This window comes from Myxococcus qinghaiensis (assembly GCF_024198215.1).
GTDB lineage: Bacteria > Myxococcota > Myxococcia > Myxococcales > Myxococcaceae > Myxococcus > Myxococcus qinghaiensis.
The window spans coordinates 291,097-302,794 of the sequence record NZ_JAKCFA010000007.1 but is presented as its reverse complement, the minus strand read 5'-3'; the positions used below and the strand labels follow the sequence as shown (position 1 = coordinate 302,794).

Annotated in this window: 13 protein-coding genes; 10 read left to right on the top strand and 3 right to left on the bottom strand. The window is 70.1% G+C overall.

Annotated elements, in window-relative coordinates; all coding sequences use genetic code 11:
* Positions 1-10: 10 nt before the first annotated feature.
* A complete protein-coding gene (locus tag LZ199_RS15215) occupies positions 11-400 on the top strand; it encodes a DUF4870 domain-containing protein (RefSeq protein WP_253994402.1) in 390 nt (129 codons plus the stop codon).
* A gap of 111 nt (positions 401-511) precedes the next feature.
* Here the strand turns inward: LZ199_RS15215 and moaA are convergent, their stop codons facing one another.
* From moaA to thiO, 3 genes are all read right to left on the bottom strand, one after another.
* Positions 512-1,525, bottom strand: a complete 1,014-nt coding sequence (gene moaA, locus LZ199_RS15210) for a GTP 3',8-cyclase MoaA (protein ID WP_253994401.1) — start codon at positions 1,523-1,525, stop codon at positions 512-514.
* Between the two features lie 64 nt (positions 1,526-1,589).
* Complete coding sequence (locus LZ199_RS15205) at positions 1,590-2,840, bottom strand: HD-GYP domain-containing protein (RefSeq protein ID WP_253994400.1); 1,251 nt, start codon at positions 2,838-2,840, stop codon at positions 1,590-1,592.
* 167 nt (positions 2,841-3,007) lie between these two features.
* Positions 3,008-4,126, bottom strand: coding sequence for a glycine oxidase ThiO (gene thiO, locus LZ199_RS15200; protein WP_253994399.1), 1,119 nt, complete (start codon positions 4,124-4,126; stop codon positions 3,008-3,010).
* A 314-nt stretch (positions 4,127-4,440) separates the two neighbouring features.
* On the opposite strand from thiO, the gene hisG reads away from it, so the two are divergent.
* The 9 genes from hisG to hisIE are packed head-to-tail and all read left to right on the top strand — an operon-like array spanning position 4,441 to position 11,647.
* Positions 4,441-5,301 (top strand): ATP phosphoribosyltransferase, encoded by an 861-nt coding sequence (gene hisG / locus LZ199_RS15195; protein WP_253994398.1) that lies wholly within the window; start codon positions 4,441-4,443, stop codon positions 5,299-5,301.
* Positions 5,301-6,608: a histidinol dehydrogenase gene (gene hisD / locus LZ199_RS15190; protein ID WP_253994397.1), complete on the top strand. Its 1,308-nt coding sequence runs from the start codon at positions 5,301-5,303 to the stop codon at positions 6,606-6,608. The genes hisG and hisD overlap by 1 nt, the downstream gene beginning before the upstream one ends.
* The gene (locus tag LZ199_RS15185; RefSeq protein ID WP_253994396.1) at positions 6,605-7,645 is read left to right on the top strand and encodes a pyridoxal phosphate-dependent aminotransferase; all 1,041 of its coding nucleotides are present in this window, start codon (positions 6,605-6,607) and stop codon (positions 7,643-7,645) included. The genes hisD and LZ199_RS15185 overlap by 4 nt, the downstream gene beginning before the upstream one ends.
* Entirely contained in the window at positions 7,642-8,235 is a 594-nt protein-coding gene (gene hisH, locus LZ199_RS15180) for an imidazole glycerol phosphate synthase subunit HisH (RefSeq protein ID WP_253994395.1), read from the top strand. Before LZ199_RS15185 ends, hisH begins: the two co-directional genes overlap by 4 nt.
* Positions 8,232-8,948 carry a 1-(5-phosphoribosyl)-5-[(5-phosphoribosylamino)methylideneamino]imidazole-4-carboxamide isomerase gene (locus tag LZ199_RS15175; RefSeq protein WP_253994394.1) on the top strand — a complete coding sequence of 239 codons (717 nt, stop codon included), beginning with the start codon at positions 8,232-8,234 and terminating at the stop codon, positions 8,946-8,948. Before hisH ends, LZ199_RS15175 begins: the two co-directional genes overlap by 4 nt.
* Positions 8,945-9,481 (top strand): imidazoleglycerol-phosphate dehydratase, encoded by a 537-nt coding sequence (locus LZ199_RS15170; protein ID WP_253994393.1) that lies wholly within the window; start codon positions 8,945-8,947, stop codon positions 9,479-9,481. Before LZ199_RS15175 ends, LZ199_RS15170 begins: the two co-directional genes overlap by 4 nt.
* A complete protein-coding gene (hisF, locus tag LZ199_RS15165) occupies positions 9,481-10,242 on the top strand; it encodes an imidazole glycerol phosphate synthase subunit HisF (RefSeq protein ID WP_253994392.1) in 762 nt (253 codons plus the stop codon). Before LZ199_RS15170 ends, hisF begins: the two co-directional genes overlap by 1 nt.
* Positions 10,239-11,018 carry a histidinol-phosphatase gene (hisN, locus tag LZ199_RS15160; RefSeq protein ID WP_253994391.1) on the top strand — a complete coding sequence of 260 codons (780 nt, stop codon included), beginning with the start codon at positions 10,239-10,241 and terminating at the stop codon, positions 11,016-11,018. The genes hisF and hisN overlap by 4 nt, the downstream gene beginning before the upstream one ends.
* Complete coding sequence (gene hisIE, locus LZ199_RS15155) at positions 11,015-11,647, top strand: bifunctional phosphoribosyl-AMP cyclohydrolase/phosphoribosyl-ATP diphosphatase HisIE (protein ID WP_253994390.1); 633 nt, start codon at positions 11,015-11,017, stop codon at positions 11,645-11,647. Before hisN ends, hisIE begins: the two co-directional genes overlap by 4 nt.
* Positions 11,648-11,698: the final 51 nt, after the last annotated feature.

Here is an 11,698-nt window from a genome sequence, read left to right as displayed (position 1 = left end):
GGGATACTTCATGGAGACTCCGCCGCGGGAGCAGATGGGTTCGTACATCACCGGCACGCCGATGCCGACCCAGGATGAGAAGACGATGGGGCTGATCGCCCACATGGGAACCATCCTGGCCAACTTCGTGGGCCTGGGCTTCGCGGTTCCGCTGGTGCTGATGCTGACCAAGGGCAAGGAGTCGTCCTTTGTTCGCGAGCACTCGGTGGAGTCGCTGAACTTCCAGATCACCCTCTTCATCGCCGGCCTCGTGGGTGTTGCCACGTCGTGTATCGGCATCGGCCTGGTGCTGCTGCCCATCGTCGGCATCGTGGCGCTGGTGTTCGGCATCATCGGTGGGCTGAAGGCGAACGAGGGTCAGCTGTACAAGTACCCGTTCGCCATCCGGTTGGTGAAGTAGTCGGCACGGCGCAGGCTTCCCTGGCTCTCATCGAAGAGCCAGGAGCCACTCGGGCGGGCCTTGCGCGAGCGCGCGGGCCCGCCCGTCGTCTTTCCAGCGCAGGCGCGGCTCTCAGCCGCCGATGCCCATCATCGACAGCAGCGTGGCGCTGTTGCCGGGCTCGGTGAAGCGGTGGCCCTCCGGCTTGTCGCCCAGGGCGGCGCGGATGGCTCGGGCCAGCTCCACGTCGGTGGCTCCGCCGCGGATGAGCTGGTGCAGCGGCGCCTGCGCTCGGCCTCCCAGGCAGCTGCGCAGGTCGCCATTCGACGCCACGCGCACGCGGTTGCACCCGCCGCAGAAGTTCTGGGTCAGCGGGGAGATGAAGCCCACGCGGCCCCCAGGCGCCTTCCAGTAGCGCGCGGGCCCGGACGTCACGGAGTCGGCGGCGGCGCCTGTCTCCTCGGGCTCGGCGGAGAGGTCCAGGCCCTCGGCGCGCAGTCGCTCCACCAGCTCTGCGGTGGGCACCGGGACGCCCTGGCCAAAGGGCATCAGCTCGATGAAGCGCGGGGTGATGCCGCGCGCGTGCGCGTAATCCACCAGCGCGCGGGCCTCGCCGTCATTCACGCCCCGCATCACCACGACGTTGAGCTTGAGCGAGGCGTAGTTCGAAGCCGCCGCCGCGTCGATGCCTCGGAGGATGGCGTCGAAGTCGCCCTGCTTGGAGATGCGGCGGAAGGTCTCCGGCGACAGCGTGTCCAGGCTGAGGTTGAGCTGGTCGACGCCTGCCTCGCGCAGCGGGCTGGCCAGGGCCTCCAGGTGGCTGGCGTTGGTGGTGATGGCCAGGTGCCGCACGCCAGGGAGGGTGGCGATGCGGCGGGCGATGTCCAGGATGTCCGGACGCAGGAGCGGCTCGCCCCCGGTGAGGCGCACGCGGCGGATGCCCAGCGCGGCGAAGATGCTGGCGATGCGCCCCAGCTCCTCTGCGTTCAGCAGGTCCTTCTTGCCGCCCCAGGAGGCGGGCGAGCAGTAGGCGCAGCGGAAGTTGCAGCGGTCCGTGATGCTCAGCCGCAGGTACGTCATGCGGCGCCCCTGCGCATCCAGCAGGGGCGGGGCGAGCGGATCCGTCTGGAGGGCGGGCGTCGTCACGGGGAGCCTGACCTCATAACAGCCGCCGGGGGGACGTTCATCTCAATCCCCCGGCGTGAGGGCCTCAGCCCTCGCTGCCCGTCGCCGAGCGGATGACGGGGGCCTTCACCTCGGCGGGCTCGCTCGGGGTGGGGCGCGGGGCGGCGACGGAGGAGGAGGGAGGCTCCGGGTCGTCGTCCAGGTCGGTCAGACGCGCCAGCTCCGCCTCGGCCTCGTTCGCCTCGGCCTCCGCCACGGGGAGGTTGAGCTTGCGCAGCGCCATCTCCTCCTTGATGCGGATGAGGCCGTCCTCGCCGATGTCCAGGAACGCCCGGACGACTTCCGGGTCGAACTGGGTGTTGGCGCAGCGGCGGATCTCCTGGATGGCGTTCGCGAACGAGGTGCCCTTGCGGTACGGCCGGTCGCTCGTCATCGCGTCCAGCGTGTCCGCCACGGCGAAGATGCGCGCGCCGATGTGGATCTCCTGCCGCTGGAGGTTGCGCGGATAGCCCGCGCCATCCCACCGCTCCTGGTGGGACAGGACGATGGAGGACGGTGTGGAGAGGAAGGGGATGGCCTGGATCATCTGGAAGCCGATCTCAGGGTGCTTGCGCATCTCCAGCCACTCGTCGGGCGTGAGCTTGCCCGGCTTGAGCAGCACCGCGTCCGGCACGCCAATCTTGCCGATGTCGTGCAGGAGCGCGCCGCGGCCAATCTCCTCCAGCTCCTTGCCACCGATGCCCATGCGCCCGGCGATGGCGGACGTGTAGCTGACCACGCGCTGCGAGTGGTCGCTCGTCTCGTGCTCGCGCGCGTCCAGCGCGGCCACCAGCGCCAGGAGCGTGTTCTGGTAGGTGTTGGCGATGTTGTGGAGCGCGCTGCGCAGCTCCGCGGTGCGGTCGCGAACCTTGCGCTCCAGCTTCTTCTGGTAGCGCTTGCGAGCCATCTCGATGCGGCGCTTGGCGAGCGCGCGCTCAATGGCACGGATGAGGTCGGTGAGCTTGGGTGGCTTGAGCAGGTAGTCCACCGCGCCCCGGCGCAGGCAGTCCACCGCGGACTCCGTGTCGCCATAGCCGGTGAGCATGATGACGGACGTGTCCGGCAGTCGCTCGCGCAGGTTCTCCAGCAACCAGAGGCCGTCCTTGCCCGGCATCTTCATGTCGCTGATGACGAGCGGGGTGTCCTCCTCGCCAGCCACGTCCAGCGCCATCTCGGCGCCGCTCGCGACGACGCAGTTGTAGCCCTCTTCACGCAGGAGGACCGAGATGACGTCTCGGACGGAGTCGTCATCGTCGACGATGAGGATTCGGGGTGGGGCAGGGGGGATGGCTTCCACGGCGGGAGATTCTAAAGGTTTCCGGGTTTCAATGGCGAATGCGTCAGGGAAATTACCACCTTCCTCCACTTGCAGGTTGACAGTCCAGTGCGCAGGTCCGGAAGACGACCCTGGGAGGGTGGGCGACCGGGCAGGCGTGGACAGCCTCTGAGGAGGAAGTCGAGCCTTCAGGCCTGGGCCCTCGCACCCGCTCGGTCGTACCGGAAGGGCGCCAGGTCCAGGGTGGCCCGCTCTCCGAGGACGGCCTCGGCCACGAGCTTCGCGGTGATGGGGGCCAGGAGGATGCCGTTGCGGAAGTGTCCGGTGGCGAGGAAGAGGCCCGGGGTGGGGCCCTCTCCGAGGTAGGGCCGCTTGTCCTCCGTCCAGGGGCGGAAGCCCGCCCAGGTCTCCGTGACGGGAGCGGAGCCCAGCTCCGGGCACAGCTCCAGCGTCATGTCGAGGATGCGGGCCAGCCCCGAGGCCGTCACCTGCTTGTCGAAGCCCACCATCTCCATGGTGCTGCCGGCGATGATGCGGCCATCCGCGCGGGGGACGACATAGCCCTTCTCCGACGTGAGGATGTGCTGGAGCAGCGGCAGGCGCGTCTGGAGCTGGATCATCTGGCCGCGCGCGGGACGCACGGCCTTCGCCTCCACGCCCGCGCCCTGGACGAGGGACGACCACGACCCCGCTGCGAGCACGACGGCATCCGCGCGCAGCACCTCGCCATCCAGGTCCACGCCCACCGCGCGGCCCGCTTCGTGGACGATGCCGCGCACGTAGCCGCTTCGGAACTCGGCGCCCACGCGTGCGGCGGCCATGGTCAAGGCACGGACGAGGAGCCGATTGTCCACTTGATGATCATCCGGGAAGTGGGCGGCGGCCACGGCCTTCGCTGACAGGCGCGGCTCCAGCGCACGGGCCTGGACACCGTCGAGCACCTCCGCGCGCAGGCCCAGCCCGCGCTGCCACAGCACGGTGGCCTCGACGTGCTGCACCGCCGCGTCACTGAAGGCGACCTTGAGGACGCCGCTGGGGCGGTAGGCGATGTCGACGCCGGACAGCTCGCGCAGCTCCTCGGCGAAGGCGGGGTAGAGGGCGCGGCTTCGCAGACACAGCTCCAGGAAGGGACCGGGCCCGTCGGACTCCATCTGCGGGGCGAGCATGCCGGCGGCTGCGCTGCTGGCCTCGGCGCCGGGGATGGAGCGCTCCAGCACGGTGACGCGCGCGCCCGCCTGCCGCAGCCGCAGGGCGATGCCGCAGCCCATGATGCCCCCGCCCACGATGATGACGTCCGAGACTCGCATGGGCTTCCTTCCTGCTCGCCCCATCGAGGGTTTGCAAGCAACTTGGACCTCGGTTCGAGAGGTCGAGTTGACGGCGAGGGGCCTTTGCCATTACTCATGGGGCCGTGCGTCTCTCTTCCGTGCATCCCCATCATGCGCATCATCGGCTCGGCCCCGACGGGACCGTTCGCCACGCGCATGCCTGGGTGAGCCACTAGACGCACCACCCTCCCGGCACCTGCCGCAGCGAATGAAGGCCCGTCCCCCCCCGGACGGGCCTTTTTTCGTTTCCGCGCGGCCCTTCGATTCCCCCGCAGCCCCCCGTAGGTCTACCCATGTTGCTGAAGATCGCTCTTCCCAACAAAGGCCGCCTTTCCGAAGAGGTTCGTGAGCTTTTCAACGATGCGGGTCTGGAGGTGCGCGGCAGAGGAGAGCGCGCCCTCACCGCGTCGCTCGGTGGCGAGTTCGAGGCCATCTTCGTGCGCGCCCAGGACATCCCGGAGTTCGTCGCGGACGGCGCGGCGCACGCGGGCGTCACGGGATGGGATTTGGTGAACGAGGCGGGGCGTGAGCTCGAACACCTGATGGACCTGGAGTTCGGCAAGTGTCGGCTCGTCGTGGCGGCGCGCGAGGAGAGCGGAATCACCCACGCCAACGATGTCCGCGACGGCATGCGCGTGGCGTCGTGCTTCCCCCGGCTGACGCAGGACTACTTCGCGAAGCGGGGGCAGCGCATCACCGTGGTCCCCGTCTCTGGCGCGGCGGAGATTGCACCGCACCTGGGCATCGCGGACCTCGTGGTGGACCTGACGTCCACGGGCTCCACGCTGAAGATGAACGGCCTGCGAGAAGTGGCCACGGTCCTGGAGTCCAGCGCGCGGCTGGTCTCCAGCAACTCGAACGTCCCGGAGGCGCGCAAGAGGTTGGACGAGCTGAAGCTGGCGTTGGGCTCGGTGCTCGCGGCGCGCGGCAAGCGCTACCTGATGGCCAACGTGCCTCGGGACGCGCTCACCCAGGTCCGGGAAGTCCTGCCCGGCCTCAATGGACCGACGGTGGTGGACGTCATGGGGGGAGGGGCGTTCGTCGCGGTGCACGCGGTGGTGCCGGCGAAGACCATCTACCGCACGGTCAACGCGCTGAAGGCGCTGGGCGCCGAGGGCATCCTCGTCACCCGCATCGAAAGGCTGGTGGCGTGATGACTCCGCTTCCTTCGTTCCTCCGCTATCGCGGACCGCTGGCCAGCCTGTCCCTGGAGGACCGGCGCAGGCTGTTGGACCGAGGTGGTGATGTGGACATGCGCATCTCCGCGCGGGTGCGGGAGCTCATCGCCAAGGTCCGGCTGGATGGGGACTGGGCGCTCTTCGAGATGGCGCGCCAGTTCGACCGCGCGGAGTTGGTCTCGCTGGAGGTGCCTCGGGCGCGCTGTGAGCAGGCGCTCGAGTCGTTGGACCCGTCGCTGGCGAGGGCCCTGGCGCGGGCGGCGCGCAACATCGCGAAGGCGCACGAGGCGCAGCGGCCTCGCGCGGTGGAGGTGGAGACGGAGCCCGGCGTGCTCGTGGGCCGCAGGCCGGACCCCCTGGGGCGTGTGGGCGTGTACGCGCCGGGGGGCAGGGCGGTGTATCCGAGCAGCGTGTTGATGGGCGTGGTGCCGGCGAAGGTCGCGGGCGTGGGCGAAGTCATCGTCTGCTCGCCTCCGGGGCCGGACGGGCTGCCTCACGCGAGCGTGCTGGCGGCGGCGGTGCTGGCGGGCGCGGACCGCGTCTTCGCGCTGGGTGGGGCGGGCGCGGTGGCGGCCATGGCGTACGGGACGGAGAGCGTTCCCCGCGTGGACCGCATCGTCGGGCCGGGCAATGCGTACGTGGCGGAGGCCAAGCTCCAGGTGGTGGGCGCGGTGGCCATCGAGGCACCAGCGGGGCCGAGCGAAATCCTGGTCGTCGCGGACGAGACGGCGAGCCCTGACGCGGTGGCGAGGGAGATGCTGGCGCAGGCGGAGCACGACCCGGACGCGGCCTGTGTGACGGTGGCGCGAGGCGAGGGCGTGGCGGAGGCCATCTCCGAGCAGGTGCGGCGCCTGTCGCTGGAGGCGAAGCGGCAGGAGATCGTCACCGCGGCGCTGCGCTCACGCGGGGCGGTGCTGAGCGTGACGTCGCTGGAGGAGGCGTGGCCCTTCGTGGCGGACTTCGCGCCGGAGCACCTGCTGCTCGCCACCGCCGCGCCCTCGGCGGACCTCGCGCGGGTGCGCAACGCGGGCACCGTCTTCCTGGGGGAGCGGTCCTCGGTGGCCTACGGCGACTACATGACGGGCTCCAACCACGTACTGCCCACGGCGGGGCTGGCGAGGGCCTACTCGGGGCTGAACCTCCTCGACTTCTACCGGTGGACCACCTACCAGCGCGTGGAGCGCGCCGCGTCCCAGGCCCTGGCGGACGACGTGGGCCTGCTGGCGGACAGCGAGGGACTCTTCGCGCACGCGGACGCCGCGCGGGCCTGGAGGGTCGCGTGATTCCCTCGCGTGCGTCCTTCCGGGACATCCCGCTGTATTCACCGGCGAAGCGGCCCTGCCGGGTGGACCTGAGCGACAACACCAACCTCTTCGGCGTGCCGCCCGCAGCGGCGCGAGTGCTGCGCGAGTCCGCCGTGGAGTCGCTGTCGCGCTATCCCCGAAGCTATGCACCCGACCTGCGCGGAGCCCTGGCTGAGCAGCTCGGCGTGGGGCCCGAGTGGGTGACGACGGGATGTGGCTCCGACGACGTCCTCGACAGCGCCCTGCGCGCCTTCCTGGAGCCGGGTGAGCTGCTCGCGTTCCAGGACCCGACGTTCGTGATGATGCCGCTGTTCGCGCAGGTGAACGGACTGCGGACGGTGGCGGTGCCCCTGCGCGCGGACTTCGACGTGGAGCCCGAGTGGTTGGTCTCCACGGAGGCGAAGGTCATCTACCTGTGCTCGCCGAACAATCCCACGGGCACGGTGCTGTCGCGCGCGGCGGTGGAGCGCGTGGTGGAGCGCGCGCCGGGCCTGGTCATCATCGACGAGGCATATGCCGACTTCGCGCGCGGGCCCGGCTTCATGGACCTGGCGCGCACGCGCACCAACGTGCTGGTGACGCGCACGTTCTCGAAGGCCTTCGGGCTCGCGGGGATGCGCGTGGGCTGGGGCGTGGGACACCCGAAGCTCGTGGCCGAAGTCGAAAAGGCACGGGGGCCCTACAAGCTCACCACCCTCGCGGAGTCGATGGCCGTCGCCACGCTGCGCGAGGAGGCAGGCTGGGTGCGCGCGCGGGTGGAGGAGGCGGTGGCCAACCGGGAGCGCCTGCGGGGCGAGCTGGTGGCGATGGGACTGAAGCCGCTGCCTTCGGAGGGCAACTTCCTGATGGTCCCGTTGCCCGGAGCGCCGGGGGTGGCGGAGCGGATGCGGGAGCGCGACGTGAATGTGCGGGCCTTCCAGGGGCTGACCGGAGTCGGGGATGCGCTCCGAATCGGCAGCGCTCCCTGGTCCCTGCTGGAGACGGCGCTGGTGGCGCTGCGGGAGTCCTTGCGATGAGAGTCACCTTGTTCGACTACGGCGCTGGAAACATCCACTCGCTGGCCAAGGCGCTGGCCACGGCGGAGGGAGTCGACGTCCGTGTGGAGGTGGATCCGGCGCGGGCCGTGGACACGGAGGTGCTCGTGCTGCCTGGTGTGGGGGCCTTTGGTTCCGCGTCGGCGCGACTGGCTCCCGGGCGCGAGGTGATGCGCGCGGCCCTGGAGCGGGGCCTGCCTTGCCTGGGCATCTGCCTGGGCATGCAGCTCCTCTTCGATTCGAGTGACGAGGGAGAAGGCCAGGGCCTGGGTTACTTCGCTGGACGGGTGACGCGGCTGACTGCGCGGCGAGTGCCGCAGATTGGCTGGAACCAGGTGGACGACGACCGCACGTTGTCCAGCGCGAAGGTGGACACCGTGTACTACGCGCACAGCTTCGTCTGCCGCGCGGAGGATGCGTCCGTCGTGACGGGGTGGACGACGCATGAGGAGGACCGCTTCCCCGCCGTCGTTCGACGCGGCCGGGTGGTGGGCGTGCAGTTCCACCCCGAGAAGTCCTCGTCTTCGGGCGTGGCCTTCGTGCGGGCCTTCTTGCGTGAGGTGGCGTCATGAGGGCGATTCCGGCCATCGACCTGCGTGAAGGCGCCTGTGTGCAGCTCGTCGGAGGCTCGTATGACGACGAGCGCGTGCGGGTGAAGGACCCGCTGGACGCGCTGCTGCGGTGGCGTGCCTTCGGCTTCCGCGCGTTCCATGTCGTCGACCTGGATGCGGCGCTGGGACGGGGCTCCAACGCGGAAGCCGTGGCGAGGCTCACCGCGCATGGACCCGGGCTCACCTTCACGGTGGGTGGTGGCGTGCGGGAGCTGGAGAAGGTGGAGGCCCTGCTGGAAGGAGGCGCCTCCGCGGTGGTGGTGGGGACTCGGGCCATCGAGGACCCGGCGTGGTTGGCGGAGGTCGCGGGGCGATATCCCTGGCGCGTGGTGGTGGCCGCCGATGTGCGAGGCCGCGAGGTGGTGACGCGCGGTTGGACGGCGGGCAGTGGCAGGACGGTGGGGGACGTGCTCGCGACGTTGGATCCGCTGCCGCTTGGAGGGCTGCTGGTGACGGCGGTCCACAAGGAGGGGCAGCTCGAAGGCGTGGACCTGTCGTTGATGCGGGAGGTGGTGGTGCGAAGCCGGCACCGGCTCTACGCGTCGGGCGGGGTGACGACGTTGGAGGACTTGCGGGCGCTGGCCTCGGTGGGGGCGTACGGGGCGGTCATCGGCATGGCGCTGTACACGGGACGACTGGATGCGCGCGACGTCGCGCGGGAGTTCGCGGAATGATCACCGTCACTCGGGAGACGAAGGAGACACAGATCCGCGTGGAGCTCGCGCTGGGGAAGGGAACCACGCACGTAGACACGGGACTCAAGTTTTTCGACCACATGCTGGCGACCTTCGCGCGCTACGCGGGGCTCGACTTGAAGCTGCACGCGCGGGGCGACCTCACGCACCACTTGATGGAGGACGTGGCGATTACGCTGGGCACGGCGGTGCAGCGGGTGATTCCGGCGACGGCGGCGCGCTTCGCGGAGCGCACGCTCCCCATGGATGACGCGCTGGTGCAGGCGTGCCTGGATGCGGGCGGGCGGTTCTTCTACCAGGGGCCGCTGAAGAACCGGCTCTACGAGCACTGGATGCGCTCGTTCTGCGAGCACGCGAAGGTGACGCTGCACCTGCGGGTGTTGAGAGGGAAGGACAGCCACCACGTCACCGAGGCGGCGTTCAAGGCGCTGGGGCTCGCGTTGCGCGATGCGATGGTGGACTCCGGCATCGTGTTCAGCATGAAGGGCTCCGTCGCCCTGGAGGTGCTCTGATGCTGACGCGGCGACTCATCGTGTGTCTGGATGTGAAGGGCGGCCGTGTGGTGAAGGGCGTTCGCTTCGAGGGACTCCGCGACGTGGGAGACCCGGTGGAGCTGGCCTTGCGCTACGAGCAGGAAGGCGCGGACGAGGTGACGTTCCTCGACATCTCCGCGAGCAACGAGGAGCGGGACACGCTCCTGGACCTGGTGCGGCGCACGGCGGAGCGGCTGTTCATTCCGTTGACGGTGGGAGGCGGGGTGCGCACGGCGGACGACGTGGGCCGAGCGCTTCGGGCGGGCGCGGACAAGGTGAGCATCAACTCGGCGGCGGTGGCGCGGCCGGAGGTGCTCACGGAGTGCGCGGAGCGCTTCGGAGCGCAGTGCGTGGTGGCGAGCATCGACGCGCGAAAGGATGGCTCGGGTTGGCGCGTCCACACGCACGGGGGACGCAAGCCCACGGAGCTGGAGGCGGTGGCCTGGGCTCGCGAGTGCGTGGCGCGAGGCGCGGGCGAAGTGCTGCTCACCAGCATCGACCAGGATGGAGCGCGCTCTGGCTATGACCTGGAGCTGACGCGCGCGGTGGCGGACGCGGTGGACGTTCCCGTCATCGCCTCTGGAGGTGCGGGCAACGCGGAGCACGTACGGGATGGACTCACTCGCGGCGGCGCGGACGCCGCGCTGGTGGCGGGCATCCTCCACGATGGGCTCACCACGGTGGGCGCCATCAAGTCGCTGCTCCGTTCGAGCGGCCTTCCGATTCGGAGCACGACATGACGAGCGCACAGGGCTTGATGCAGGCAGCAGCGGAAGTCGCACGCAAATCGGGCGACGTAGCGCTGGGCTACTTCCGAGGTGGCATCGCCGTCGACACCAAGAGCGACGGAACACCCGTCACCATCGCGGACCGCACGGCCGAGAAGACCGCGCGAGAATGGCTCGAGGCTCGCTTCCCAGAGGACGGCATCCTCGGTGAAGAGTTCGGAGAGACGCGGCCGGGGGCTCAGCGTCGCTGGATCCTCGACCCCATCGACGGAACCAAGACCTTCATCCGAGGCGTACCGCTGTGGGGCACGCTGGTGGCGCTGGCGGAAGGGGAGCGCATCCTCGTCGGGGCCGCGTACTTCCCGGCCGTGAACGAGCTGCTGGTGGCGGCACCCGGGCAGGGGTGCTTCTGGAACGACCAACGCGCCAAGGTGTCCGAACAGGCCGACCTCTCCCGCGCCGTGGTGCTCACCACCGACGAGCGCTTCCGCCAGCACCCCGAGCGCGGTGAAGCCTGGCGCCGCTTCACCCTCGACGCCGCCATCTCGCGGACCTGGGGCGACTGCTATGGCTACCTGCTGGTGGCCACCGGCCGTGCCGAGGTCATGGTGGACGAACTGCTCTCACCCTGGGACGCCGCCGCGCTCCAGCCCATCATCGACGAGGCCGGAGGCGTCTTCACCGACTGGACAGGACGGCGAACCTCGTTCGGCGGCAACGGCATCGCCACCAACGCGGCACTGGCCCGGCTCACCCGCGAGCGCCTGGGCGCGACGGAGCTCGAATGAACCTGGACCTGGACCGACTCGACTTCACCAAGGGCGGTGGCCTGGTGACGGTGGTGACGCAGGACGCGCGCACCGGTGACGTGTTGATGGTGGCGCACGCGGACCGCGAGGCCCTGGAGCGCACGCTCGCCACGGGACAGATGCACTACCGCTCGCGCACGCGCGGGCTCTGGCACAAGGGCGCCACCAGCGGAAACACCCAGCAAGTGGTGTCCCTTCGCGCCGACTGCGACGGAGACGCGGTGCTGGCCCGTGTCGAGAAAGCAGGCCCCGCTTGCCACACCGGCGACGTGACGTGCTTCGGTCCCGGAAGCGAGGACTCGCTGGCCGCGCTCGATGCCACGCTCGCCGAACGCGCCGCCCGCCCCGATGTCCCCGGGGAGAAACCCAGCTACACGCGCCGCCTGCTCGCGGACCGCAACCTGCGCCTCAAGAAGCTGGGCGAAGAGGCCGCGGAACTGGTGACAGCCTGCGCGGATGCGGACGCCGGACGCGCCGCCGAGGAAGCCGCTGATCTCCTCTACCACCTGCTCGTCGCGGTGAGGCCGCTCGGTCTTTCCTTGGAAGACGTGAAGGCTGTCCTCGCTCGTCGTGCCGCGAAGACGCCGCTTCCCAGCATTGCTGGATGAGGGAGTCTCACCTCGCGTGAAGAGGACACGGGCTGTCAGGGCATTCCACGT

Coding starts and splice junctions, on each gene's coding strand:
- LZ199_RS15215 (WP_253994402.1), top strand. CDS start 11: ATGGAGACTCCGCCGCGGGAGCAGATGGGTTCGTACATCACCGGCACG.
- thiO (WP_253994399.1), bottom strand. CDS start 4,126: ATGCGAGTCTCGGACGTCATCATCGTGGGCGGGGGCATCATGGGCTGC.
- hisG (WP_253994398.1), top strand. CDS start 4,441: ATGTTGCTGAAGATCGCTCTTCCCAACAAAGGCCGCCTTTCCGAAGAG.
- hisD (WP_253994397.1), top strand. CDS start 5,301: ATGACTCCGCTTCCTTCGTTCCTCCGCTATCGCGGACCGCTGGCCAGC.
- hisH (WP_253994395.1), top strand. CDS start 7,642: ATGAGAGTCACCTTGTTCGACTACGGCGCTGGAAACATCCACTCGCTG.
- LZ199_RS15175 (WP_253994394.1), top strand. CDS start 8,232: ATGAGGGCGATTCCGGCCATCGACCTGCGTGAAGGCGCCTGTGTGCAG.
- LZ199_RS15170 (WP_253994393.1), top strand. CDS start 8,945: ATGATCACCGTCACTCGGGAGACGAAGGAGACACAGATCCGCGTGGAG.
- hisF (WP_253994392.1), top strand. CDS start 9,481: ATGCTGACGCGGCGACTCATCGTGTGTCTGGATGTGAAGGGCGGCCGT.
- hisN (WP_253994391.1), top strand. CDS start 10,239: ATGACGAGCGCACAGGGCTTGATGCAGGCAGCAGCGGAAGTCGCACGC.
- hisIE (WP_253994390.1), top strand. CDS start 11,015: ATGAACCTGGACCTGGACCGACTCGACTTCACCAAGGGCGGTGGCCTG.